This is a genomic window from Aquaspirillum sp. (assembly GCF_055136605.1).
The window spans coordinates 12,679-35,775 of sequence record NZ_JBSQVP010000021.1 but is presented as its reverse complement, the minus strand read 5'-3'; the positions used below and the strand labels follow the sequence as shown (position 1 = coordinate 35,775).

Here is a 23,097-nt window from a genome sequence, read left to right as displayed (position 1 = left end):
GCTCCCAACATCAAACCCCCTGCTACCAAGTAGCAGGGGGTTTTGTTTTTAACTCCACACAAAATAATAAATAATCAAGCCCCGAAAATCGGGGCTTTTCTTATGCTGCTGTAAACTGCTCAAACGCCTTCAGCGCATGAGATGCATACATCAACGATGGGCCACCGCCCATATAAACAGCTGTTGCTAATACTTCTTCAATTTCTTGTCGTGTTGCACCCAAATCAACCAGTGCTTTGACGTGAAAGCCAATACAGTCATCACAACGTGCTGCAATGGCAATCCCTAATGCAACAAACTCTTTGGTCTTTTTATCTAAAACACCATCAGCTCCGGCCGCCTTTGCCATTTGATAAAAGGCACCGATGGCTTCTGGTTGATTTTTAGTAAATGTACGCAACACACCAGAAACATCACGACATAATTCTGGATAAGATTGAGGTAACGACATGGTTTTTCCTAACGTTGCTGAAATAAATGGTTAATCAAATTTCGGTAGTACAGGTTTTTCGATGGGTAGGCCTGCTGCTTGCCAAGCATCGAATCCTCCTGCCATTGAGCGCACTTGTGTAAACCCTAAGCTTTGCAGTGAGCAGGTAGCAAGTGCTGCACGGCCACTGGTTTTACAATACAACAACACGGCTTGTTCTGGATTTTGCCAATCGGCTTCACCACTCACTTTAAATTCCAACATCCCTCGCGGAATATTGATTGCACCAGGCAGGTGTCCTGCTGCATATTCGTCTGGTTCTCGAACATCAATGATTCGCGTTGAGCTGTGTAATAACGGTTGCACTTCGAGTGGTGCGACTTCACAGATTTGCTGTTTAGCAATTTCAACTAAGTCGTGAGCAGTTTTTAGCACAATACACTCCTTTGGCTGGTGGCGATGAGGTTTCTAAAGTTGCTGTGCAACATCGATTGTTAGAGACAATCTTTATATCTGTAAATATAATGTATTTTGGTATAAAAAACAAAAAAGACTGGAGTTTTTCTTGTTGGTGCCGCAATAAGAGACATGGATAATCTGTATTGACGTGACAATTCAGCGGCTAACGCTTAGCTTGCGGCGTTGATTGTTGCGGTGATGAAGTAGATTGCAGCGGTGGGCGATGTTCGTCCACCATTTTTCTTGTGTTTTGTCTGCGCTTTGGGCTCAAAGCACAGCACAATTTGGGGTAAGATGCGTCCCTTTACTTTAATGAGTGGGCTGCATCAGACATGAATCCTGCGCTTGATTTATTGCAACCTTATCCGTTTCAAAAATTACGCGAACTTTTCGCTGGTATCACACCCAATCCAGAGCAGACACCAATTAACTTATCGATTGGTGAACCTAAACACCCTACTCCCGATTGCATTCGGCAAGCGTTGGTTGATGGGCTAGCGGGTTTGGCGCAATATCCTGCAACCCAAGGCAGTGATGAATTACGGGCAACATGTGCTGATTGGTTAGCAGCGCGTTATGCTATTCCACGCCCTAATCCTGCCACAGAAATATTACCGGTATGCGGCAGTCGCGAGGCTTTATTTTCTTTTACGCAAATTGCGTTCAAGCCGTTGGCCTCAGGTGAAAAACCGGTGGCTTTATTGCCGAATCCTTTTTATCAAATTTATGAAGGCGCAACGCTGTTAGCTGGTGGGGAACCTGTTTACTTAAACTGCGAACCAGAACGGCGTTTTCAACCCGATTGGTCGGAGGTTTCTGAGGCAATATGGCAGCGGACGCAACTGGTTTTTGTCTGTTCCCCCGGTAATCCGACTGGTGCTGTGATGACACTGGCCGATTGGGAAGCATTATTTTCCTTATCAGATCGCTATGGTTTTGTGATTGCCTCGGATGAGTGTTACTCCGAAATTTGGCAGCAAGAACCGCCTTTAGGGGGCTTGCAAGCGGCGGTACAACTGGGGCGGACGGATTTCCGCCGTTTAGTCTGTTTTACTAGCTTATCAAAACGCTCGAATGCACCGGGCTTACGCTCGGGTTTTGTTGCCGGCGATGCCGCTTATTTGAAAGCCTTTTTGCTCTATCGTACTTATCATGGTGCTGCTATGAGCCCAACGGTACAAAAGGCCAGCGTAGCGGCATGGCAAGACGAGCAACATGTTGAAAACAATCGTGCGGCCTATCGTGAAAAATTCCAAGCTGTTACACCGATTGTGGCGGAAGTATTAGAAACCGCTTTCCCCGAAGCGGGTTTTTACTTATGGGCGCGAGTGCCTTCAGGGGATGATGTGGCATTTGCCCGCGATTTGTTTGCACAAGAGCATGTCACGGTTCTCCCCGGTAGTTTCTTAGCGCGCAGCAATGCGGCGGGTGCTAATCCAGGTCAAGGTTTTATCCGTATTGCCTTGGTTGCCCCCTTGGCTGAATGTGTCGAAGCTGCTGAGCGTATCCGCCGTTTTGTGCAAACAGCTTTGTGATAAACCTCTGCGGTTGCACGGTGGTGTGCAACCGTTTTTTCTGATTTGTTAAGAAAGGATACGACCATGAGTGTCGCCATTCATATCACGCCCGGCCACCATCACCCATTAGAAACGGTGATTGAGCATATGTGGGAACATCGTAACGAATTGACGCCACAAACTGCTTCTGATGACCAAATCTCTGCCATTTCGCAAGTCATCAATGAATTGGATCATGGCAAATTGCGGGTAGCGGAAAAAATCAACGGTGAATGGAAAGTACACCAGTGGGTGAAAAAAGCCGTGTTATTGTATTTCCGTACCCACAACAACGAGCGGATGAAATCTGGCACGACACGTTACTACGATAAAGTGCCAACTAAATTTGAAGATTATTCAAAAGAGGATTTCCGCGAAGGGGGCTTCCGCGTGGTGCCGCCTGCGGTTGCACGTCACGGTTCCTTTATTGCCCCAGGCGTGGTCTTAATGCCTTCGTACGTCAATATCGGCGCTTATGTGGGTGAAAACACCATGGTGGACACATGGGCGACGGTGGGTTCTTGTGCACAAATTGGTAAGAATGTGCATTTATCCGGCGGTGTTGGTATTGGTGGGGTGTTAGAGCCATTGCAAGCCAATCCAACCATTATTGAAGATAACTGCTTTATCGGTGCTCGCTCGGAAATTGTCGAGGGTGTGATTGTGGAAGAAGGTTCTGTGATTTCGATGGGTGTTTACATCGGTCAAAGTACCAAAATTCTCGATCGTGAAACGGGTGAGATCAGCTATGGCCGTATTCCTGCTGGCTCGGTGGTGGTGTCGGGGAGCTTGCCGGCAAAAGATGGTTCACACAGTCTGTATTGTGCCGTGATTGTGAAAAAGGTCGATGCACAAACACGTGCTAAGACCAGCATCAATGATTTATTGCGCGACTAATCGCGACGCTTTGCAAAACTAAATAAAAAAACGCCCACTGATGTTGTGGGCGTTTTTGCTGTTAACAGTGTGACATCAATTAACCGTTATGGGCTTCGCTGACATCCGCTGTGGTGGTCACCGCAGCTTGCGCTGCTGCAGCTTCTTCGCGTGCCGCTTCTTTGATCGACAGGCGGATACGACCGCGATCATCTTGTTCCAACACTTTCACGCGTACCACTTGGCCTTCTTTCAGATAATCACCGACGTTAGCAATACGTTCGTTGGCGATTTGGCTGATGTGAACCAAACCATCACGGCCTGGAATAATCGACACAATCGCGCCGACATTCTTATCCAAAATTTTAACCACAGTACCTTCGTAGATTTTGCCAATTTCCACTTCAGCGGTCAGTTGGCCAATCCATTTTTTCGCTGCCTCAGCGCCATCGGCACTGACGGAAGCGATGGTGATGGTGCCATCTTCAGCGATGCTGATTTCGGTACCGGTTTCTTTGGTGATGGTGCGGATCGTTTCGCCGCCTTTACCAATCACTTCACGGATACGATCAGGATTGATCTTCATCACGTATAAACGTGGTGCGTGGTCGGAGATTTCCTGTGGTGCTTCCATTGCGTTTTGCATGATACCCAAGATGTGCATACGGCCATCTTTGGCTTGTGCTAACGCCGCTTGCATGATGTCTTTGGTGATGCCCTGAATTTTGATATCCATCTGCAATGCAGTGATACCCGAGGCAGTGCCAGCCACTTTGAAATCCATATCGCCGAGGTGATCTTCATCACCCAAAATATCGGTCAGAACGGCAAAGCGGTTTTCTTCCAAAATCAAACCCATCGCAATACCTGCGACATGCGCTTTCAGCGGTACGCCGGCGCTCATCAATGCCAAGCAGCCACCACACACCGACGCCATCGACGAAGAACCATTCGATTCGGTGATTTCCGACACCACACGCATCGAGTAGGCAAATTCGTTTTCATTGGGTAATACAGCGACCAAGGCGCGTTTTGCTAGGCGGCCATGCCCAATTTCACGGCGTTTTGGCGGGCCCATGCGACCTGTTTCACCGGTGGAGTAGGGCGGGAAGTTGTAATGCAGCATAAAGCGGTCGGAATACTCTCCCGACAAGGCATCAATTTTTTGCTCATCGGTTTTGGTACCCAATGTGGTAACCACCAAAGCCTGTGTTTCACCACGGGTGAACAACACCGAACCGTGTGCGCGTGGCAAGACATTAGTGCGGATGCTGATTGGACGTACGGTGCGCGTATCGCGGCCATCAATCCGTGGTTCGCCAGCCAAAATTTGACCTCGTACCACTTCTCCTTCGAGGCTCTTGAAAATACCTTTGATTTCGTTGGCTAACAAGGTGTCGGTGTCTTCGCTAATCAACGCCGCTTTGACTTTGCTCCATGCTTCGTTTAAGGCTTGGCTGCGGGCTTGTTTTTGCCGAATACGGAAGGCATTCGCAATATCAGCCGCCGCTAAATCACGAATTTGTTGAATCAAAGCTTCGTTTTTGGCAGGGGCAGTCCAAGGGACTAACACGGGATTGACTTCGTCGGCCAATTCATTGATGGCGCGAATGGCCGCTTGCATTTGCTCATGGCCAAATACCACTGCACCCAACATCACCTCTTCTGGCAATTCTTGGGCTTCCGATTCCACCATCAACACGGCGGCTTCTGTCCCTGCTACCACCAAATCCATTTGGCTTTGGCTCAGTTCAGCTTTGGTTGGGTTTAATACATATTCGCCATTCAGATAACCGACCCGTGCCGCACCCACTGGGCCCATAAATGGTACGCCTGCCAACATCAGGGCCGCGGAGGCGCCCAACATCGCTGGAATATCTGAATCCACTTCTGGGTTTAACGACATCACGGTGGCAACAATTTGCACGTCGTTAAAGAAACCTTCGGGGAATAGAGGACGAATTGGACGGTCGATCAGGCGGCTAGTCAGAATTTCTTTTTCCGATTGCTTACCTTCACGTTTGAAGAAGCCACCGGGGATTTTGCCAGCGGCATAGCTGCGTTCGAGGTAGTCCACTGTCAGTGGGAAAAAGTCTTGCCCTGGTTTCACTTCTGGTGCAACGGTCACTGCCACTAAGACAACGGTGTCATCCATCGACACTAAGACCGAACCACCGGCTTGGCGTGCGATTTCACCGGTTTCAAAGGTAACCGTGTGACGGCCATACTGGAAAGATTTTGTGATTTTATTAAACACAGAGGATTCCTAAATTGGTGTTGTAACTGCTTGGGAAGACAACGGGAACCCCTACCGTTAGGGTCGGATACAACCCCAAGGGTAGAGGCTCATCCCGTCGTACACATTGAGAAAATACCATAAAACAACGGCAGCTTCCTTACGGAAGCCGCCGTTATTGACAGCAGAGACCGAAACAGGTTCGCAAAATCAGCAAACCAGTGGTCAAGCGATTACTTACGCAGACCCAAGCGGGTGATCAGGCTACGGTAAGCATCAGCATCTGTACGCTTCAGATAGTCCAGCAATTTACGGCGACGGCTCACCATTTTCAACAAACCACGACGGCTGTGGTGGTCTTTGCTGTTGGCTTTAAAGTGAGGTGTCAAATCGTTGATGCGAGCGGTCAGCAGTGCAACTTGCACTTCGGAAGAACCGGTATCACCTGCTGCACGTTGGAAATCTTTAACAATTTCTGCTTTTTTTGCCGTGGAAATGGCCATTTTATCACTCCAGATAATCAGTGAGCTTGCGCTCAGACAAGCATAGCGAGCAATCAATCACCCCTCTATGCTCCTACCGTGCTGCTATTGACCAGCAATCGGTTTGGCCACAGCTGGCCATCGGCGCGAATCTGTCCCAAACCGAAAAACATTCCGCTTGTGTCGTACAAACGAAAGTCTTGCATTATCGCACTATTTTGTGGACTGTGCACAGGCTGACCATGTGTTAAACGATGTTTTTCATCATCTGTCGCCGTTAGTGCTGGAAAATGTTGTACTAACACATCAACCGGCAATAAAACTGCCTGCCGTTCTGGGAAAGGAATCTCGGCCAACTGTTCTAAGGTCAGAGCATGGTCAAGCGCAAACCCTGCAGTGCGAGTACGGCGTAAGGCGGTTAAGTGAGCGCCACAGCCAAGTGCCTGCCCAATATCATGGGCGAGACTGCGAATATAAGTGCCTTTACTGCATTGAACGTCTAACACCACCGTATCATCGGTAAACGCCAACAGTGTGATGTGATGAATCACCACATCGCGGGTTTTTCGTTCAATCTCAATACCCTGCCGCGCATACTCGTACAAGGCTTTGCCCTGAAATTTTAACGCCGAGTACATCGGGGGGAGTTGTTGAATGGGGCCGATAAACTGCGCCAGTACCGCTTCTAACTGTGCCCTACTGACTTCAACCGGACGTTCATTGATAATTTCACCTTCAGTATCAAAGGTGGTCGTCGTTTGGCCTAATCGCAGTGTCGCGGTATAGCCTTTGTCGGCATCTAATAAAAACGCAGAAAACTTGGTTGCTTCACCAAAACAGACTGGCAATAGCCCCGTCGCCATCGGATCGAGGACACCTGTATGCCCCGCTTTTTGCGCGTGAAAGTGCCAGCGCGCTTTTTGCAACGCGCTATTGCTCGACAACAACAGCGGCTTATCGAGCAATAACACACCATGAACTGGCCGCTTGCCGGGTTTATCAACAGAGGCGGCGTCGGTCATGAAACAGCCTTGTCATCATCATCGTTCTTAGGCAGCAATGCATCATCCTGTGCCACTTTTTCAATCAACGAATGCAAGTGCATCCCGCGTTCAACGGAAGTGTCATAGACAAAATGCAGTTGGGGCACCGAGAACATTTTGATGGCACGCGCCACACCGCTACGTAATAAGCCCGCTGCGCGTTGTAGGGTGTCTTGGGTGTCATCCAGATTATCGGCATTCATCACCGTGTAAAACACCTTAGCGTGTGAATAATCGCGGGTCACTTCCACGGCAGTGATGGTGACCAGACCCATACGCGGATCTTTCACTTCGGTACGAATCAATTCAGCAAGCTCACGCTGTAGCTGGGCGGCAACGCGGTCGGAACGGGAAAAATGTTTGCGAGCCATAGTAGGACGCTCCTTAGATGCAACAAAAGGGATCAGACAAAGAAAAACGGCGGACGTTGCACGCCCGCCGTTGTTTGCTGTCGTCAATTATGACAGGGTACGAGCCACTTCGATGACTTCGTAGGCTTCCAATTGGTCGCCTTCGGTAATTTCATTGAAGTTTTTCAGCATCATGCCGCATTCGTAGCCTTGTTTCACTTCTTTTACATCGTCTTTGAAGCGTTTCAGACTGTCGAGTTCGCCATCGTGAATCACCACGTTTTGACGAATCACACGCACGCGTGCACTGCGCTTGATCATGCCATCGGTCACCATACAACCCGCGATATTGCCCACTTTCGAGACCGAGATCACCTGACGGATTTCAGCAGTACCCAAAATTTGCTCACGTTTTTCTGGTGCCAACATACCAGACAAGGCCGACTTCACTTCATCAATTGCATCGTAAATGATGTTGTAGTAGCGAATATCGACTTCGTTATTTTCTGCCACTTTGCGTGCTTGTGCATCGGCACGGGTGTTAAAGCCAATAATCACCGCTTGTGATGCCAACGCCAAGTTGACGTCAGATTCAGTGATACCACCCACACCGGAGTGCAAGATATTGACGCGCACTTCTTCGGTGGACAGTTTTTGCAGGCTGCTTGCCAACGCTTCGTAAGAACCTTGTACGTCGGCTTTGATAATCAGCGACAGGGTACGAACTTCGCCTTCTGCCATCTGAGCAAACATATTTTCCAGCTTGGCCGCTTGTTGACGTGCCAGACGGACATCACGGAATTTACCTTGACGGAACAAGGCAATTTCACGTGCTTTACGTTCATCTGTCAGCACAATCGCATCTTCACCTGCACTTGGCACATCGGACAGACCGAGAATTTCCACTGGGATAGATGGCCCTGCTTCGTTCACTGGTTTGCCGTTTTCGTCCAACATGGCGCGAACGCGACCAAATACCGAACCTGCCAACAGCACATCGCCTTTACGCAAGGTACCGGATTGCACCAAGATGGTGGACACTGCACCACGACCTTTATCCAACCGTGCTTCAACGACCAAGCCTTTAGCCGGTGCGTCTTTGGCTGCCGTCAGTTCTAACACTTCGGCTTGCAACAGAATGGCTTCGAGTAAGCCATCAATGTTAATCCCTTGTTTGGCCGATACGTCGATGAACTGAGTCTCGCCACCCCATTCTTCTGGGACTACGCCATGACCAGACAATTCTTGACGGATTTTCTCTGGGTTGGCGCCTTGCTTATCAATTTTGTTCACCGCGACAACGATCGGTACCCCTGCGGCTTGGGCATGGTGAATCGCTTCGATTGTTTGTGGCATCACGCCATCGTCAGCGGCAACCACCAACACCACAATATCCGTGGCTTTCGCACCACGGGCACGCATCGCGGTAAACGCTTCGTGACCTGGGGTGTCGAGGAAGGTAATCATGCCGCGTTGGGTTTCAACGTGGTAAGCACCGATATGTTGGGTAATCCCACCGGCTTCACCCGATGCCACTTTAGTGCGGCGGATGTAGTCAAGCAACGAAGTCTTACCGTGGTCAACGTGACCCATCACTGTCACCACCGGTGCGCGGGCTTCCAACACCAGTTCATGATGACCGCCATCGACATCATCCAAATACGACTCTGGATCGTCTAATTTTGCTGGCTTCGCGACGTGACCCATTTCTTCCACGACGATCATCGCGGTTTCTTGGTCTAACACTTGGTTGATGGTGACCATCATGCCCATTTTCATCAGCACTTTGATGACTTCGGCAGCTTTCACCGACATCTTATGGGCTAAGTCCGCCACGCTGATGGTTTCTGGCACGAGGACTTCATGCACCACGGGCTCAGTCGGTGCTTGGAAAGCGTGTGCCGCTTGGGATTGATTGTTTTTGCTGTTCTTACCGCCGCGTTTAGCTTTCCACGCATTGGTATTGCCAGCATCGCCACCACGGGTTTTCAGGCCACGACGCTTGTTCGCATCTTCATGGTCATGACGACCATTCGGTTGGCCTTTTTTCGGTGAGGCTTTTTTGTCTGCTGGCTTATCTGTTTTTTCAGCTGCTGGTGCTGCAGGTGTCGCGGCAGCAGGTGCTGGACGTGCTGCGGGACGGGAATTACGCTCGCCACCACCACTACGCTCGTTGCGTTGTTGGTTGGCTGGGCGGGCGGTGGGTGCTGGGGCAGCAGCAGGCGCTGGTGTCGGCGCTGGCGCAGCCACAGGTGCAGGCGCTGGTTCGGGGGCTTTAGCGGGTGCTTCGCTGGCAGTTTTTGCTGCTAAGCGGCGTGCATCACGCTGTTGGCGTTCGCGAATCAGGGCTTCTTGTGCCGCACGCAATTTTGCTTGGCGGCGTTCTTCTGCTTCCCGCGCAGCGATTTCTTCTGGTGTCAAAATCGAGGCAGCAGAAACCGGTACCACGGGCTCATTCATTTGCTGTGCGGCTAAGACAGCTGGTTTGATGGCGGGTACAGCAGGTTTGTGTTGACGTTTATCTTGGCCACGACGATCACGCGATTGACCGCCACGTTCTTGTTGGCGTTGGCCATCTTTACGTGGCTGACCACCGTTATGGTGTGGTTTAGCGCGTTCTTCGGTTTTCGCTGGCTTGTTGTCTGCTGCTTTAGCTGGTGCTGGCTCGGCTTTGACAGCCACTGGTGCGGCAGCCGGTTTGATGTCTGCTTTCACTTCTTCGACCGCTGGTGTTGGGCTGGGGGCCGCAACAGGGGCAGGTGTCGGTGCCGGTGTTTCTACCACAGCAGGCGCCGGGGTAGGGGCTTCTACGGCTGGGGTATGGCTGGCTTCTTCGGGACGCGCAATCGTCCGTTTTTTACGAACTTCGACTTGAATCGTGCGAGATTTACCAGTGCTATCGGCACGACGAATCTCGGAAGTTTCCTTGCGCTGCAAAGTAACAGAGCCGCTATCGGTCGAACCGTGGCGGCTTTTTAAATAAGACAACAGTTTTTCGCGGTCTTGTTGGGTCAGCGTATCGCTGATCGTCTGTTTGTTTACCCCTGCTGCACGCAGCTGGTCCAACAGATGTTCCGGTTGCAGTTTGAGTTCGCTAGCAAATTGTTTGACGTTGTTTTCGAGCATGTGTTCCTTAATCCTGTCTTTTGACATCCTCCCCCGTTTTCGATTGGGGGATTCCTACTGCGCTCGGGTGCCGCGAGAAGCTGCGCTCAAGTCGCATCGGTGGGTTCCTGGGCCGAGTGCGCAACCGCTTGCTCGTTTCTCCACAGGCGTCACTTCCGGCATGTCCTGCCGTAGGCTAGCGTGGCTATCACTGGCGACAACAGTATACGACGGTTGTATCACGTACGCTATCTATCCCCCTGAATACAGAGGAGGATTTCAGCGCGCTGTGGAGGCAAATCAGTGATGTTGGTTTGCCCCCAGATGAATCGACTTTGTTGGGTAACAACAAAGTTTACTGATCAAACCAGTGTTCACGCGCCTTTAAAATCAGAACACTTGCGGCTTCGGCATCCATACCGGTCATATCAACCAGATCATCGATGGCCAAATCAGCTAAATCATCGCGACTGACAATGCCGTTTTCCGCTAACTTACGCAGCGTATCGGCATCAATGCCTTCCAAGTTTTTCAGTTCTTCCGAGACTGTTTCCACTTTCTCTTCAGAAGCGATAGCTTGATTCAGTAGGGCATTGCGGGCGCGGTTGCGTAAATCGTTGACTGTTTCTTCAGTGAAATCAGCGATTTCTAACATTTCAGCCAGCGGCACATACGCCACTTCTTCTAATGTGGTGAAACCTTCGCGCACTAAAACGCTAGCAGTGGTTTCATCAACATCAAGACCTTCGATAAACAGCTTACGCAGTTCAGCATCTTCGGCTTCGTTTTTCTCGGCCGCTTCTGCCACAGTCATGATGTTTAATACCCAGCCGGTCAGCTCACCCGCCAAGCGGACATTTTGACCGCCACGGCCAATTGCCAATGCCAGTTGATCTTCTTCAACCACGACATCCATCGCGTGGTTATCTTCGTCGATCATGATGCGAACGACTTCAGCAGGCGACAGGGCATTGATCACATATTGCGCTGGGTCATTCGACCACAGCACGATATCGAGACGTTCACCGGCTAATTCGCTGGTAACGGCTTGGACGCGCGAACCACGCATACCAATACAAGTCCCTTGTGGATCGATGCGTGGGTCGTTGGCTTTCACCGCGACTTTGGCTCGGCTGCCGGGATCACGGGCACACCCTTTAATTTCCAGCAAGCCTTCTTCGATTTCGGGGACTTCTAAAGCAAACAATTTGCCAACCAACAACGGCGTGGTGCGCGATAAAATCAGTTGTGGGCCACGGCCGGTACGGTCAACACGCAATAAGAACGCACGGACACGGTCGCCATTGCGTAAGTTTTCTTTCGGGATCATCTGATCACGAGGCAGTAACGCTTCGAGCTTGCCGCATTCGACAATCGCGTTACCGCGCTCAATGCGCTTGATGGTGCCATTCACTAAGTATTCACGGCGTTCGAGGAAATCGTTGAGGATTTGCTCACGTTCTGCGTCACGAATCCGTTGTAAGATGACTTGTTTGGCGGTTTGTGCACCAATACGGCCAAATTCCACCGCTTCCATCGGTTCTTCTTTCACTGCCCCAACGATGGCTTCTACACCATGATCGGCAGCATCAGTGATGGCAATTTCGCGGCTTGGGAACTCGTGGTCATTGTCCTCCACGACGACCCAACGACGGAACGTCACATATTGACCCGTGCTGCGGTCAATGTGCACACGCACGTCGATATCATCGCCGTGGTCTTTATGATCTTGGCTGTACTTCTTTTTGGTGGCCGAGGCCAAGGCCAATTCTAAAGCGCCAAATACAATTTCTCGGCTAACGTTTTTTTCACGCGCCAAGGCATCTACTAACAACAAAATCTCGCGACTCATGCATTCCTCCGAATTCTGTATTCCGGTCTGTGGCCGGCATTAGCTCCAGCCGGCGGGGAGCGGTGTATCAGAACTCCGGCTCAAGCCGCGCCTTGTCAATACTGGAAAATGGGATTTCCACTATTGTGCCGTCCACGTCAATCCTGACCCGGCCTTCTTCGAGGCCAGCTAAACGTCCGCGAAACTGCTTACGTCCCTCTAGTGGCATGCGTGTTTTGATTTTTGCTAAAGAACCTGCAAAGCGGACATAGTCGGCTTCTTTGGTTAATGGACGGTCGAGACCAGGAGATGACACCTCGAGGCGGTCGTAGTCCACATTTTCTACAGCAAATAGGCGTGTGAGGTGATTGCTCACCAACACGCAGTCATCCAACGTGATGCCTTCTGGTGTGTCGATAAACAGGCGCAAGCCGCCACCGTTTATCAATTCCAGTGCAACAAACTCATACCCCAATCCGGGTAGAGTATTTTCCAGCAGTGTGCGAACGTCCATGCTTTGATCCGGCAAATAAAAAATGGGCGCTAACGCCCATCTATAAAACGCTCCGATTTTAGCAACTTTCTAAATAAAAAGAAACACTCACCACGATATGCCACACAAAATTGTGTTGTCTTGCAACATGGAAACACTTTGCGCGAAAAAAACGATTCCGTTACATTACGCAACAATTCAAACAAATGTTCGAATGGCGGCAATCTGGTCGTTTTGTGCTTATGCTAAGACAAGCACCTCCGAGGCTGCTGTTTGGGACGTTGAGAATTTTCTACATGAGAGCAGATAACACACGACGGGAGAAACTTATGGAAAAGCGCTGGCTTAAAAACTATCAGCAAGGGGTGGCAGCGGAGATCAACCTCGATAGTTTTCAATCGGTAAGTGAAGTGTTTGAACATGCGGTCAAGAAATTCAGCCATCGTCCAGCGGTGGCGAATATGGATAAGGTGTTGACCTATGCTGAAATCGACCGCTTATCGATGCAGTTTGCGTCTTTCTTACAGCACGAGCTCAAACTGGGCCGAGGCTCGCGGGTGGCGATTATGATGCCAAACCTATTGCAATATCCGGTGGCAGTGTTTGGGATTTTGCGGGCAGGGATGACAGTGGTGAACGTCAATCCGCTTTACACTCCACGCGAGTTAGAGCATCAGTTAAAAGATGCCGGAGTGGAGACCATTCTTATTTTAGAGAACTTCGCTAACACCCTGCAGCAAGTGGTGAAGCGTACGCCAGTCAAAAACATTATCGTGACCTCGATTGGTGATTTGTTAGGGTTCCCTAAATCGTTGATTGTGAATTTTGTCGTCAAGCATGTGAAGAAGATGGTACCGAATTGGCAATTGGCCAATGTTATCCGTCTTCCTGATGCCTTGAAAAAAGGCGATAAACAACCTTATCAAAAAGTGTCATTAACCCATGATGATATTGCGTTTTTGCAATACACCGGCGGTACGACAGGGGTATCGAAAGGGGCAATGCTGACCCACGGTAATATTGTCGCCAATATGTTACAGGCCGGCGAATGGGTGAAGCCGGTGGTGCGTGAAGGGCAAGAGGTGATTGTCACAGCCTTGCCGCTGTATCACATTTTCTCGTTGACGGCGAATTTGATGATCTTCACCGAGATCGGCGCCTTGAATATCATGATTACCAATCCACGCGATATTCCAGCCTTTATCAAAGAGATTAAGAAATACCCAGTGACCGCGATGACGGGGGTGAATACCTTATTTAATGCCTTGTTAAATCACCCTGATTTTAAGACTGTCGATTTTTCAACTTGGCGTTTGGCGTTAGGTGGGGGGATGGCAGTGCAAAAGGCGGTGGCGGATAAGTGGAAACAGGTCACCGGTGTGCCATTGATTGAGGCGTATGGTTTAACAGAAACCAGTCCTGCCGCGTGTATCAATCCGCTCGATTTAAAGGAATATAACGGGACGATTGGGGTGCCGGTGCCTTCGACTGAGATTGAAATTCGCAATGCCGAAGGGCAGCCGGTGGCAGAGGGTGAGGCGGGTGAGTTGTGGATTCGAGGCCCGCAGGTGATGAAGGGGTATTGGAACCGTCCAGAGGAAACGGCGAAGGTGATTGATAGTCGTGGTTTCTTGGCGACGGGTGATATGGCGATGATGACCGCAGATGGGTTCGTGAAGTTGGTTGATCGCAAGAAGGATATGATTTTGGTGTCGGGGTTTAATGTGTACCCGAACGAGATTGAGGATGTGGTGGCGACGCATCCGGGGGTGTTGGAGGTGGCGTGTATTGGTTTGCCGGATGAGAAGTCGGGCGAAGTGGTGAAGGTGTTTGTGGTGAAGAAAGACCCTGCGCTGACCGAGGCTGATGTGTTGCAACATTGCAAGGCGAATCTCACGGGGTATAAGGTGCCGAAACATATCGAGTTTCGCGCTGAATTACCGAAAACCAATGTCGGTAAAATCCTGCGCCGTGCATTACGGGATGAGAGTTTAAAAGCCGCAGCGAATTAACTCGCCAGTCGTGTCAAAAAAATGGGTGGGCACCGTTCTTGTGCCCACCCTGCGGATCTAAAATTTACCCTTGTGCTTAGTGATACTTATTCTGGTTTCAATGAAGAAAGACTTGATGCAAAATCAGGCATACCCTCTTCTTTCAGATAGCTTATCACGTGTCTTTTAAAATCTTCCTGCGTATGAGTGAATGATTTAATTAAGGCTTGTGTAGCCGTAATTGCTGTCTCTTCATTCATTTTCTCACCAAAATTAGCAAATAAACCTACCCAAGAATAAATCAGGATTTTATAGAGACCTACGAGCCACAACCAAGCCTCGAACCAAACTTTCCCCGTTAACAATGGAAAACCACTAGTAAACACATCATTAACTAAGAAATTTTCAAGAACATAATCATGTTGTTCGATAAACTTGCTCGCTCCTAACTCTAGTGCAGCTTGATATCTTGCGACTATTTTCTCTGGTTCGGTATTTAATCCATCCAAAACCAGTCCAACTATCTTCTGATAATATTCAGCATTTGATTCAATTTGTAAAACCATTAAGTAAAAAGAGGTGATGATTTGTTTTTCAAAGTCAGGGCTGACTACACTAAAAAGTTCTTCCCAGTCATTACCAGATAAGGAGTTGGTAATTGATGAAATCAGATTAGCTACCTCTAATCCTTTGTGTTGTGAGCGAAGTATATCTGCTTGTTCACAGAAATAACCTAAGATAGCTAAACGTTTCCAAAGTGAAATTTCTCTAAACTGAAGTAAATTGATACAAAAAAATCGAATTTCATTTGCTAGCTCCATATCTTCAGCATGGCTTGTATTAGCCTTTTCTATCAGTTCTTCTCTAACATAGACTTTACTTTCAATAAACTGCATTGGTTTTTTGATAGAAAGGCCTTTACGCGCAGCTTCTGGACATGAAAAGGTTAAACTCTGTTGGTTTATCCCGAATAGATTTTTAGTGTGTCTCGGATAAATTGAACAGGTGTGAGGTAAATATTTCTCGCCTAGCTCCTTGTGTATAGAGCATAAATTATCTGCGGCTAGCATCATACAGTTTCCCTTATCTTCTACTAGCTTCAGCTTTGCATATTCACGATCTTTCGAATGATCTCCTCTTTGTCGGCTAATTCCATTAGCGACCAGATTAGCAATATTTTTGTTTTTTATTTCTTTTAATGCAAAATAACTTTTTTTGTCAACAGTAATTCCCCATCCTTTGCAGCAATGGTCTTCACACATTGGCCCAATGCATTGGAAATTTGGTAAATACTCGGGTACTAACATTAGTTTTTCGATATATTTATGCATGGCAAAATTTTCCTTACTAAGGAATGGTTTAAATTTATACTAGGAAGTTTCAGTCTATGAAAGATAATGCTTTATGTTTTAGAAAAATTCCCCCATAATCAAGCAAGACCGTGCGAGCGTAACAAACTATCGAAAGTTGATATGGAAAACAAAAAGATTTTAGTCACAGGTGCTGATGGCTTTATCGGTTCTCACCTAGTTGAAATGTTGGTCAACAAAGGTTATCAAGTCAAAGCCTTGGCACAGTACAACTCCTTTAACAGTTGGGGATGGTTAGAGGATATTCCTTGCTTGTCGGAAGTTGAGGTGGTTTCCGGTGATGTGCGAGACCCTCATTACTGCAAGCATATCACCAAGGATGTGGATGTTGTATTTCACTTGGCTGCCCTGATTGCAATTCCGTACTCGTATGTTGCTCCTGATAGCTATGTGGATACCAATATCAAAGGGACGCTCAATATTTGCCAAGCAGCTTTAGAAAACAATGTGAGTCGTGTTATCCACACTTCCACCAGTGAGGTGTACGGCACAGCTCAGTATGTTCCGATTGATGAGCATCATCCACTGCAACCACAATCACCCTATAGTGCTTCAAAGATAGCTGCTGATGCTATGGCGATGAGCTTTTTTAATGCATTTCAGTTGCCCGTCACAGTGGCTAGACCTTTTAACACTTATGGCCCTCGTCAATCTGCGAGAGCTGTGATTCCGACTATCATCACCCAAATTGCTGCAGGTAAAAAACAAATTAAGTTGGGAGATGTTAGCCCAACTAGAGATTTTAATTATGTTCTTGATACTTGCCGTGGCTTTATTGCCTTAGCCGAAGCTGAAAATACCATCGGACAGACCATCAACATTGGCTCAAATTACGAGATTTCTGTAGGGGATACTTTACATCTGATTAAAGAAATCATGGCCAGTGATGTTGAGTTTGTGACTGATGAAAATCGGATTAGGCCAAAAGACTCCGAGGTGTTCCGTCTTTGGTGTGATAATAAAAAAATTTTTGATCTGACAGGGTTTGTCCCAGAGTTTGATATCCGGCGTGGCCTGGAAGAAACTGTTAAATGGTTCACACAACCAGATGTGCTAAAGAAATATAAAGCCGATATTTATAACGTGTAGGGGTGTATCAGATGAATTTTAATTGGCTAGTAAAAAAAATTCGAAGTTACTACGATTCTGAAGATTTTATTCCCCTTCATGCCCCTGTTTTTGCTGGTAACGAGCGTCAATATGTGATGGAAACGATTGACTCTACGTTTGTATCTAGCGTAGGAAAGTTTGTTGATCAGTTTGAAACTGCAGTTGCTCAGTACACGCAATCCCCTCGTGCTATTGCTACTGTGAATGGAACCGCAGCATTACATACTGCATTGTTACTAGCAGGTGTAAAAGCAAATGATCTCGTGTTGACCCAAGCTTTAACTTTTATCGCAACTTGCAATGCAATTCGCTATTGTGGTGCAGATCCGATATTCATCGATGTTTCCCGTTCTTATCTAAGTTTATGTCCTGCTGCGTTAGCCGATTGGTTACAGCAACATGCTTACCTCGATGAACAAGGTATATGCCGTGAAAAGCATTCACGGCAGCGAATTTCTGCTTGTGTGCCAATGCATACCTTCGGGCATCCTGCTGACTTAGAAGGACTGTTGACTGTGTGTGAAAGGTGGAATGTTGTGCTGATTGAAGATGCAGCAGAGTCTTTAGGCAGTTTATACAAAGGTCAACACACAGGTACTTTTGGCTTGGCTGGATGTTTAAGCTTCAACGGAAATAAAATTATCACGACTGGTGGTGGTGGTATGGTGCTTACCAACGAGTTGTTGGGACAAAGAGCCAAACATTTGACAACGACTGCTAAACAACCACATGCCTACGAGTACGTGCATGATGAAGTTGGTTATAACTATCGGCTCCCTAATTTAAACGCTGCTTTGGGATGTGCCCAACTTGAAAAACTAGAAGCATTTATTGCGATCAAGCGGGAGCAAGCACTTTTTTATAAGGAAAATCTATCCGGTAGTGATTTAAGCTTTGTGGAAGAACCGATTAACTGTCGTGCAAACTACTGGCTCCATGCCGTGGTTTGCCAAGACAGAGAGCAGAGAGACCATCTTTTGCGAGATACCAACGATAGTGGCGTGATGACAAGACCGATATGGCAACTTATGCATCGTTTGCCGATGTTTCGTGACTCGATTCGTGATCACCTCTCTTGTTCTGAATGGTTAGCAGACCGAGTGGTGAATCTACCAAGTAGTGTGAAAACGTCTTAAATATGTTGAAAAAAATTGCTGTTTTTACTGGAACACGAGCTGAATATGGTTTGCTTTTTTGGTTACTCAAAGCCATTCAAGATGAACCGGATTGCGAATTACAGTTGATTGTGTCGGGTTCCCATCTCTCCCCTGAATTTGGCTCAACATGGCAACAAATCATAGATGATGGTTTTGATGTCGCAGCAAAGGTTGAAATTTTACTGTCGTCAGATAGTGCTGTTGGGGTTGCCAAAGCAATGGGGTTAGGTTGTATTGGTTTTGCAGATGCCCTTGATCGTTTACAGCCAGATGTGCTGATTATCCTTGGCGATAGATTTGAAGCCCTCGCAGCCGCACAAGTTGCAATGGTAATGAAAATACCTATTGCTCATTTGCATGGAGGGGAAACAACAGAAGGGGCTTATGATGATGCAATTCGACATTCGATTACACACATGGCAACTTGGCATTTCACGGCGGCTGAGCCTTACCGACAAAAAATTCTATCTTTTGGAAAACCAGAGCACAGCGTGTTTTGTGTCGGTGCAATTGGTTTAGATCATGTTGAACATACCTCATTGCTGTCTTTATCTGAACTGGCTGTTACACTCAATTTTACTTTGCAGTCGCCTTTCTTTTTAGTGACTTATCATCCTGTTACTTTGGGAGATGAGTCACCTACATTAACATTTCTCAATATATTAGAAGCACTAGATCAGTTTCCCAATCATCAAGTTATCTTCTGCTATCCGAATGCAGATAATGGAGGTAGGGAAATTATTGCCCAGATTGATAATTATGTAGCACGTTATCCCAAAAAAGCTGTAGCGGTACCTTCTTTAGGGACTCAGCGATATTTAAGCGCAGTTAAATTCTCTGATGTTGTGATTGGTAATTCGTCTAGCGGGATCATTGAGGTACCACTGTTTAATATACCCACTGTCAACATAGGTTGTCGACAGAAGGGGCGTTTATACGCCAACTCTACTTTCCATAGTCAGCCTGACCAAGACAGTATTGTTTTGGCTATAAAAAAAGCAATGATCTTTAAAAATACTCGATTACAAGCCGTTTCTCCTTATGGTGGAGGAAATGTTTCTAATAAGGTTCTGCAGACAATTATTAAAATGATTGATAAGGAAGAAGATCATGTCTAACAAAGAAGTATTTTTTCTTGCTGAAGCAGGGGTCAACCATAATGGTGAAAAAGAAAAAGCGTTCGCTTTAGTTGAGGTTGCTGCTGCTGCTGGTGCTGATGCCGTGAAGTTTCAAACTTTTAATGCTGAAAAATTAGCTGCCACTCGTGCGCCAAAAGCCGCTTATCAAAAAAAGCTGACCGATCATCAAGAATCTCAACTTGAGATGTTGCGTAAACTGGAATTGCCATTAGAGTGGCATGCCCCACTTAAAAAGCATGCTGAGTCGCTAGGGATTCAGTTCTTATCAACAGCTTTTGATGTAGATAGTTTGCAATTTCTGCAAACCCTAGATTTATCTGTTTATAAAATTCCTTCTGGTGAAATAGTTAATGCGCCTTTACTCTGGCATTTTGCACGTACAGGTAAACCTTTGATTTTATCAACAGGGATGGCAACTCTAGGTGAAATTGAGCAAGCTTTGGCCGTGCTTAGCTATGGTATGTCTTATGTTGAGCCACCAAAAAACTTTTCTGAAATATGGTCATTTTGGAGTAGTGAAAAAGCTCAACAACAAGTGAGAGACAAGATCACATTATTGCATTGCACTTCACAATATCCGACACCAATGGAAGAAGTGAATCTCAAGGCAATGAATACTTTAGGTGACGCTTTTGGCATGAAAGTCGGTTATTCAGATCACACCGAAGGGGATTTGATTGCGATTGCTGCTGTTGCAAAAGGGGCTGTGTTGATTGAAAAACATTTTACATTAGACCGTCACTTACCAGGGCCTGATCATGCAGCGTCGTTAGAGCCGAGTGAATTAAAACATTTGATTTCGCAAATTCGTGCGCTGTCCAAAGCTTTAGGTTCTGGTATTAAAGCCCCTCAGCCAAGTGAATGGGATACTCGACGTGCTGCTAGACAAAACATCATTGCTTCACGCGATATTGCTGTGGGCGAGGTGTTTAGTGTTGAGAATATTACAACTGCCCGTGCTGGTGGCGGACGTTCACCGATGGAATGGTGGGATGTATTACAGGGTGAATCTGCGACAAAAAATATGATGGCAGGCGATCCTCTATAAGCACTTGTGAGTCGAGTTGCTATGAAAAAACCTTTTGTGCTGTTTGGTGCAGGTGGCCATGCTAAGGTTGTGCTAGATGTGTTAGTTGCCTTGGATTACCCCGTTATTGGGGTCTTTGATCCTCGTTTTGCTAACGATAGTGCTAAAAAGTGGCGAGGAATTCCTGTCTTGGGCGCAGATGAATCTCAGCTCTCTTTAGCTCCCACAGAAGTAAACTTGGCCTTGGGCATCGGTTTACTACCTAGGTCTTTCGTACGTCAGAACGTATTTACCCGCTGGCAACAAGCGGGTTTTTCATTTCCAACGCTTGTTCATCCTGCTGCTGTGTTAGGTTCAAATGTGAATTTAGGCGTGGGTGTGCAAGTGATGGCTGGCGCTGTGATTCAAGCAGATACAGTGATTGCCGATAATTGCATTATTAACACTGGCGCAATAGTCGACCATGACTGTGTAATTGGTGCTCATAGTCATGTCGCACCCAGTGCAACTTTATGCGGTGGCGTTTCCGTTGGTGAAATGAGCTATATCGCCAGTGGTAGTTCCATCATTCAAGGCGTAGTTTTACCGCCACATACTGTTGTTGCTGCTGGTGCTACTGTTGTTAAATCGATTGCCGTTGCTACAACGCTATACGGTACACCGGCTAAACCACTTGCCCAATCACAGGAATCTAATCAATGCAAAAATGGCAATCTGCTTTAGCGCATCCAAATATCTCACTGTCTGATGCGATTCCTATTCTTGATCGCGGTGCTCTACGAATTGTTTTGGTTGTAGATGAACAAAATCGCTTGTTAGGCACACTGACAGATGGCGATTTACGCCGTGCTTTATTAAGACAACAGCCTCTTTCTACGCCTCTGTGCGAGGTGATGACAACCCACCCCAAAGTGGCGCGGCATGATTGGAGCAAGGCCAGAATGTTGGCCTTGATGGAAAAGGACAGTCTATTACAGCTACCTATCTTAGACAGTTCTGGTGTATTGGTTGGACTTGAAACTTTACATGGTCTGTTACAAAAACCCCGACAACACAATCCTGTTTTTTTGATGGCAGGTGGGTTTGGTACGCGTCTGAGACCTCTAACAAATACTTGTCCTAAACCTATGCTCAGGATTGGTAGCAAACCTATTTTAGAATTGATTTTAGAAAGTTTTATTAACGCTGGTTTTTATCGTTTTTATATTTCAACACATTATATGCCAGAGCAAATTCAATCTTATTTTGGTGATGGTGGTCGTTGGAATGTTGAAATTCAATACATACACGAACAGACACCGCTTGGAACGGGTGGGGCACTTGGTTTATTACCACATGACGAAATCGACTATCCTTTGTTTATGATGAATGGCGATTTATTAACTGACCTTAACTTTCTTTCTCTCCTTGCCTTTCATGAAGAACAAAGCGGTGTTGCAACAATGTGTGTGCGTGAGTATGAACAGCAAATCCCCTATGGTGTTATTGAGTCAGAGGGGTATCAGATGAGAAATATGGTTGAAAAACCTACTTACCGTTTTAAGGTAAATGCTGGGATTTATTTATTAGACCCCGATTTGGTAAAAACGGTGATGCCGGGTCAAATAATAGATATGCCGACTCTCTTGCAACAACAGGTTGAGACCCATCAGCAAGTTAATTTATTCACTATTCCCGGCTATTGGCTTGATATTGGTCGAATGGAAGATTTTCAGAAAGCGCAAGAAGAATATGCCTCAATCTAATGTCAAACGCCTTGCTATTATTCCTGTGCGGTCTGGATCCAAGGGACTACCAAACAAAAACATTTTACCTTTGGCTGGAAAGCCGCTTATACACTGGACGATTGAAGCTGCTCTTGCTTCTGGTGTATTTAGCGAGGTTTTCGTATCGACGGATAGCCAACTGTATGCTGAAATTGCCGAGCAAGCAGGTGTTTCCGTTCCGATATTACGACCTGAACACTTGGCAACAGATCAAGCCAGTACAATAGACGTGGTGTTGGATGTGTTGAATTATTTTTCTGCTAGGGGGAAAAAGTTTGATGAGGTTGCTGTACTACAGGCGACATCTCCTCTACGCACCGCACAAGATATTCAACAGGCTGTTTCCCTGATGACTGAGAGAGAAGCACCCAGCGTGATAAGTGTGGCTCCGGCAGAACATCCGCCGCTTTGGACACAGCCTTTAGCAGAAGATCTATGTATGGTTTCCTTTGCTGAGGCAATCCGAGACCAACCACGACAGGCACTAGGTAAGTTTTATCGCTTGAATGGGGCGATCTATTTGGCAAAAGTTGAATGTCTCATTCAACAGCGTACTTTTCTGACACCAAAAACGATTGCTTTTATTATGCCAACAGAACATTCTGTTGATATCGACTCGGCGTTAGATTTTCACTTTGCCGAGTCGATTTTTGCTTACCAAAACCGAGAGAAATGA

At 47.1% G+C, this 23,097-nt stretch carries 20 protein-coding genes; 10 read left to right on the top strand and 10 right to left on the bottom strand.

What is annotated here, in order from left to right:
* Positions 1 to 100: 100 nt before the first annotated feature.
* Positions 101 to 451: a carboxymuconolactone decarboxylase family protein gene (locus tag ACTBZS_RS05330; protein WP_460430758.1), complete on the bottom strand. Its 351-nt coding sequence runs from the start codon at positions 449 to 451 to the stop codon at positions 101 to 103.
* Between the two features lie 30 nt (positions 452 to 481).
* Complete coding sequence (locus ACTBZS_RS05325) at positions 482 to 865, bottom strand: rhodanese-like domain-containing protein (RefSeq protein WP_463043496.1); 384 nt, start codon at positions 863 to 865, stop codon at positions 482 to 484.
* A 356-nt stretch (positions 866 to 1,221) separates the two neighbouring features.
* On the opposite strand from ACTBZS_RS05325, the gene dapC reads away from it, so the two are divergent.
* A complete protein-coding gene (gene dapC / locus ACTBZS_RS05320; protein ID WP_463043495.1) occupies positions 1,222 to 2,424 on the top strand; it encodes a succinyldiaminopimelate transaminase in 1,203 nt (400 codons plus the stop codon).
* A gap of 66 nt (positions 2,425 to 2,490) precedes the next feature.
* A complete protein-coding gene (gene dapD, locus ACTBZS_RS05315) occupies positions 2,491 to 3,342 on the top strand; it encodes a 2,3,4,5-tetrahydropyridine-2,6-dicarboxylate N-succinyltransferase (protein WP_022654559.1) in 852 nt (283 codons plus the stop codon).
* A 79-nt stretch (positions 3,343 to 3,421) separates the two neighbouring features.
* Here the strand turns inward: dapD and pnp are convergent, their stop codons facing one another.
* The 7 genes from pnp to rimP all read right to left on the bottom strand — a co-directional run bounded on the left by pnp (position 3,422) and on the right by rimP (position 12,882).
* The gene (pnp, locus tag ACTBZS_RS05310; protein ID WP_463043494.1) at positions 3,422 to 5,578 is read right to left on the bottom strand and encodes a polyribonucleotide nucleotidyltransferase; all 2,157 of its coding nucleotides are present in this window, start codon (positions 5,576 to 5,578) and stop codon (positions 3,422 to 3,424) included.
* 212 nt (positions 5,579 to 5,790) lie between these two features.
* The gene (gene rpsO, locus ACTBZS_RS05305; protein ID WP_460430752.1) at positions 5,791 to 6,060 is read right to left on the bottom strand and encodes a 30S ribosomal protein S15; all 270 of its coding nucleotides are present in this window, start codon (positions 6,058 to 6,060) and stop codon (positions 5,791 to 5,793) included.
* 65 nt (positions 6,061 to 6,125) lie between these two features.
* On the bottom strand, positions 6,126 to 7,061 hold the full coding sequence (gene truB, locus ACTBZS_RS05300) for a tRNA pseudouridine(55) synthase TruB (RefSeq protein WP_463043493.1): 936 nt from the start codon (positions 7,059 to 7,061) through the stop codon (positions 6,126 to 6,128).
* Entirely contained in the window at positions 7,058 to 7,453 is a 396-nt protein-coding gene (gene rbfA / locus ACTBZS_RS05295) for a 30S ribosome-binding factor RbfA (RefSeq protein ID WP_460430750.1), read from the bottom strand. The genes truB and rbfA overlap by 4 nt, the downstream gene beginning before the upstream one ends.
* A gap of 87 nt (positions 7,454 to 7,540) precedes the next feature.
* The gene (gene infB / locus ACTBZS_RS05290; protein WP_463043492.1) at positions 7,541 to 10,558 is read right to left on the bottom strand and encodes a translation initiation factor IF-2; all 3,018 of its coding nucleotides are present in this window, start codon (positions 10,556 to 10,558) and stop codon (positions 7,541 to 7,543) included.
* Positions 10,559 to 10,892: 334 nt separating this feature from the next.
* Positions 10,893 to 12,389, bottom strand: a complete 1,497-nt coding sequence (gene nusA, locus ACTBZS_RS05285; RefSeq protein WP_460430748.1) for a transcription termination factor NusA — start codon at positions 12,387 to 12,389, stop codon at positions 10,893 to 10,895.
* Between the two features lie 67 nt (positions 12,390 to 12,456).
* On the bottom strand, positions 12,457 to 12,882 hold the full coding sequence (gene rimP, locus ACTBZS_RS05280) for a ribosome maturation factor RimP (protein WP_460430747.1): 426 nt from the start codon (positions 12,880 to 12,882) through the stop codon (positions 12,457 to 12,459).
* Positions 12,883 to 13,190: 308 nt separating this feature from the next.
* Between rimP and ACTBZS_RS05275 the strand changes: the two genes are divergently transcribed.
* Positions 13,191 to 14,873, top strand: a complete 1,683-nt coding sequence (locus ACTBZS_RS05275) for a long-chain-fatty-acid--CoA ligase (protein ID WP_463043491.1) — start codon at positions 13,191 to 13,193, stop codon at positions 14,871 to 14,873.
* Positions 14,874 to 14,959: 86 nt separating this feature from the next.
* Here ACTBZS_RS05275 and fliB read toward each other — a convergent pair whose 3' ends face one another.
* Complete coding sequence (fliB, locus tag ACTBZS_RS05270; RefSeq protein ID WP_463043490.1) at positions 14,960 to 16,183, bottom strand: flagellin lysine-N-methylase; 1,224 nt, start codon at positions 16,181 to 16,183, stop codon at positions 14,960 to 14,962.
* Positions 16,184 to 16,249: 66 nt separating this feature from the next.
* On the opposite strand from fliB, the gene ACTBZS_RS05265 reads away from it, so the two are divergent.
* From ACTBZS_RS05265 to ACTBZS_RS05235, 7 genes are read left to right on the top strand one after another with little or no spacing between them, the layout of a single operon-like run.
* Positions 16,250 to 17,311 carry an NAD-dependent 4,6-dehydratase LegB gene (locus tag ACTBZS_RS05265; protein ID WP_463043489.1) on the top strand — a complete coding sequence of 354 codons (1,062 nt, stop codon included), beginning with the start codon at positions 16,250 to 16,252 and terminating at the stop codon, positions 17,309 to 17,311.
* Positions 17,312 to 17,322: 11 nt separating this feature from the next.
* Positions 17,323 to 18,468, top strand: a complete 1,146-nt coding sequence (locus ACTBZS_RS05260; protein WP_463043488.1) for a LegC family aminotransferase — start codon at positions 17,323 to 17,325, stop codon at positions 18,466 to 18,468.
* 2 nt (positions 18,469 to 18,470) lie between these two features.
* Positions 18,471 to 19,607 carry a UDP-N-acetylglucosamine 2-epimerase gene (gene neuC / locus ACTBZS_RS05255; RefSeq protein WP_463043487.1) on the top strand — a complete coding sequence of 379 codons (1,137 nt, stop codon included), beginning with the start codon at positions 18,471 to 18,473 and terminating at the stop codon, positions 19,605 to 19,607.
* Entirely contained in the window at positions 19,600 to 20,676 is a 1,077-nt protein-coding gene (gene neuB, locus ACTBZS_RS05250) for an N-acetylneuraminate synthase (RefSeq protein ID WP_463043486.1), read from the top strand. Before neuC ends, neuB begins: the two co-directional genes overlap by 8 nt.
* A gap of 21 nt (positions 20,677 to 20,697) precedes the next feature.
* Entirely contained in the window at positions 20,698 to 21,378 is a 681-nt protein-coding gene (locus ACTBZS_RS05245) for an acetyltransferase (protein WP_463043485.1), read from the top strand.
* Positions 21,354 to 22,400: a nucleotidyltransferase family protein gene (locus ACTBZS_RS05240; RefSeq protein WP_463043484.1), complete on the top strand. Its 1,047-nt coding sequence runs from the start codon at positions 21,354 to 21,356 to the stop codon at positions 22,398 to 22,400. The genes ACTBZS_RS05245 and ACTBZS_RS05240 overlap by 25 nt, the downstream gene beginning before the upstream one ends.
* Entirely contained in the window at positions 22,348 to 23,097 is a 750-nt protein-coding gene (locus tag ACTBZS_RS05235; protein WP_463043483.1) for an acylneuraminate cytidylyltransferase family protein, read from the top strand. Before ACTBZS_RS05240 ends, ACTBZS_RS05235 begins: the two co-directional genes overlap by 53 nt.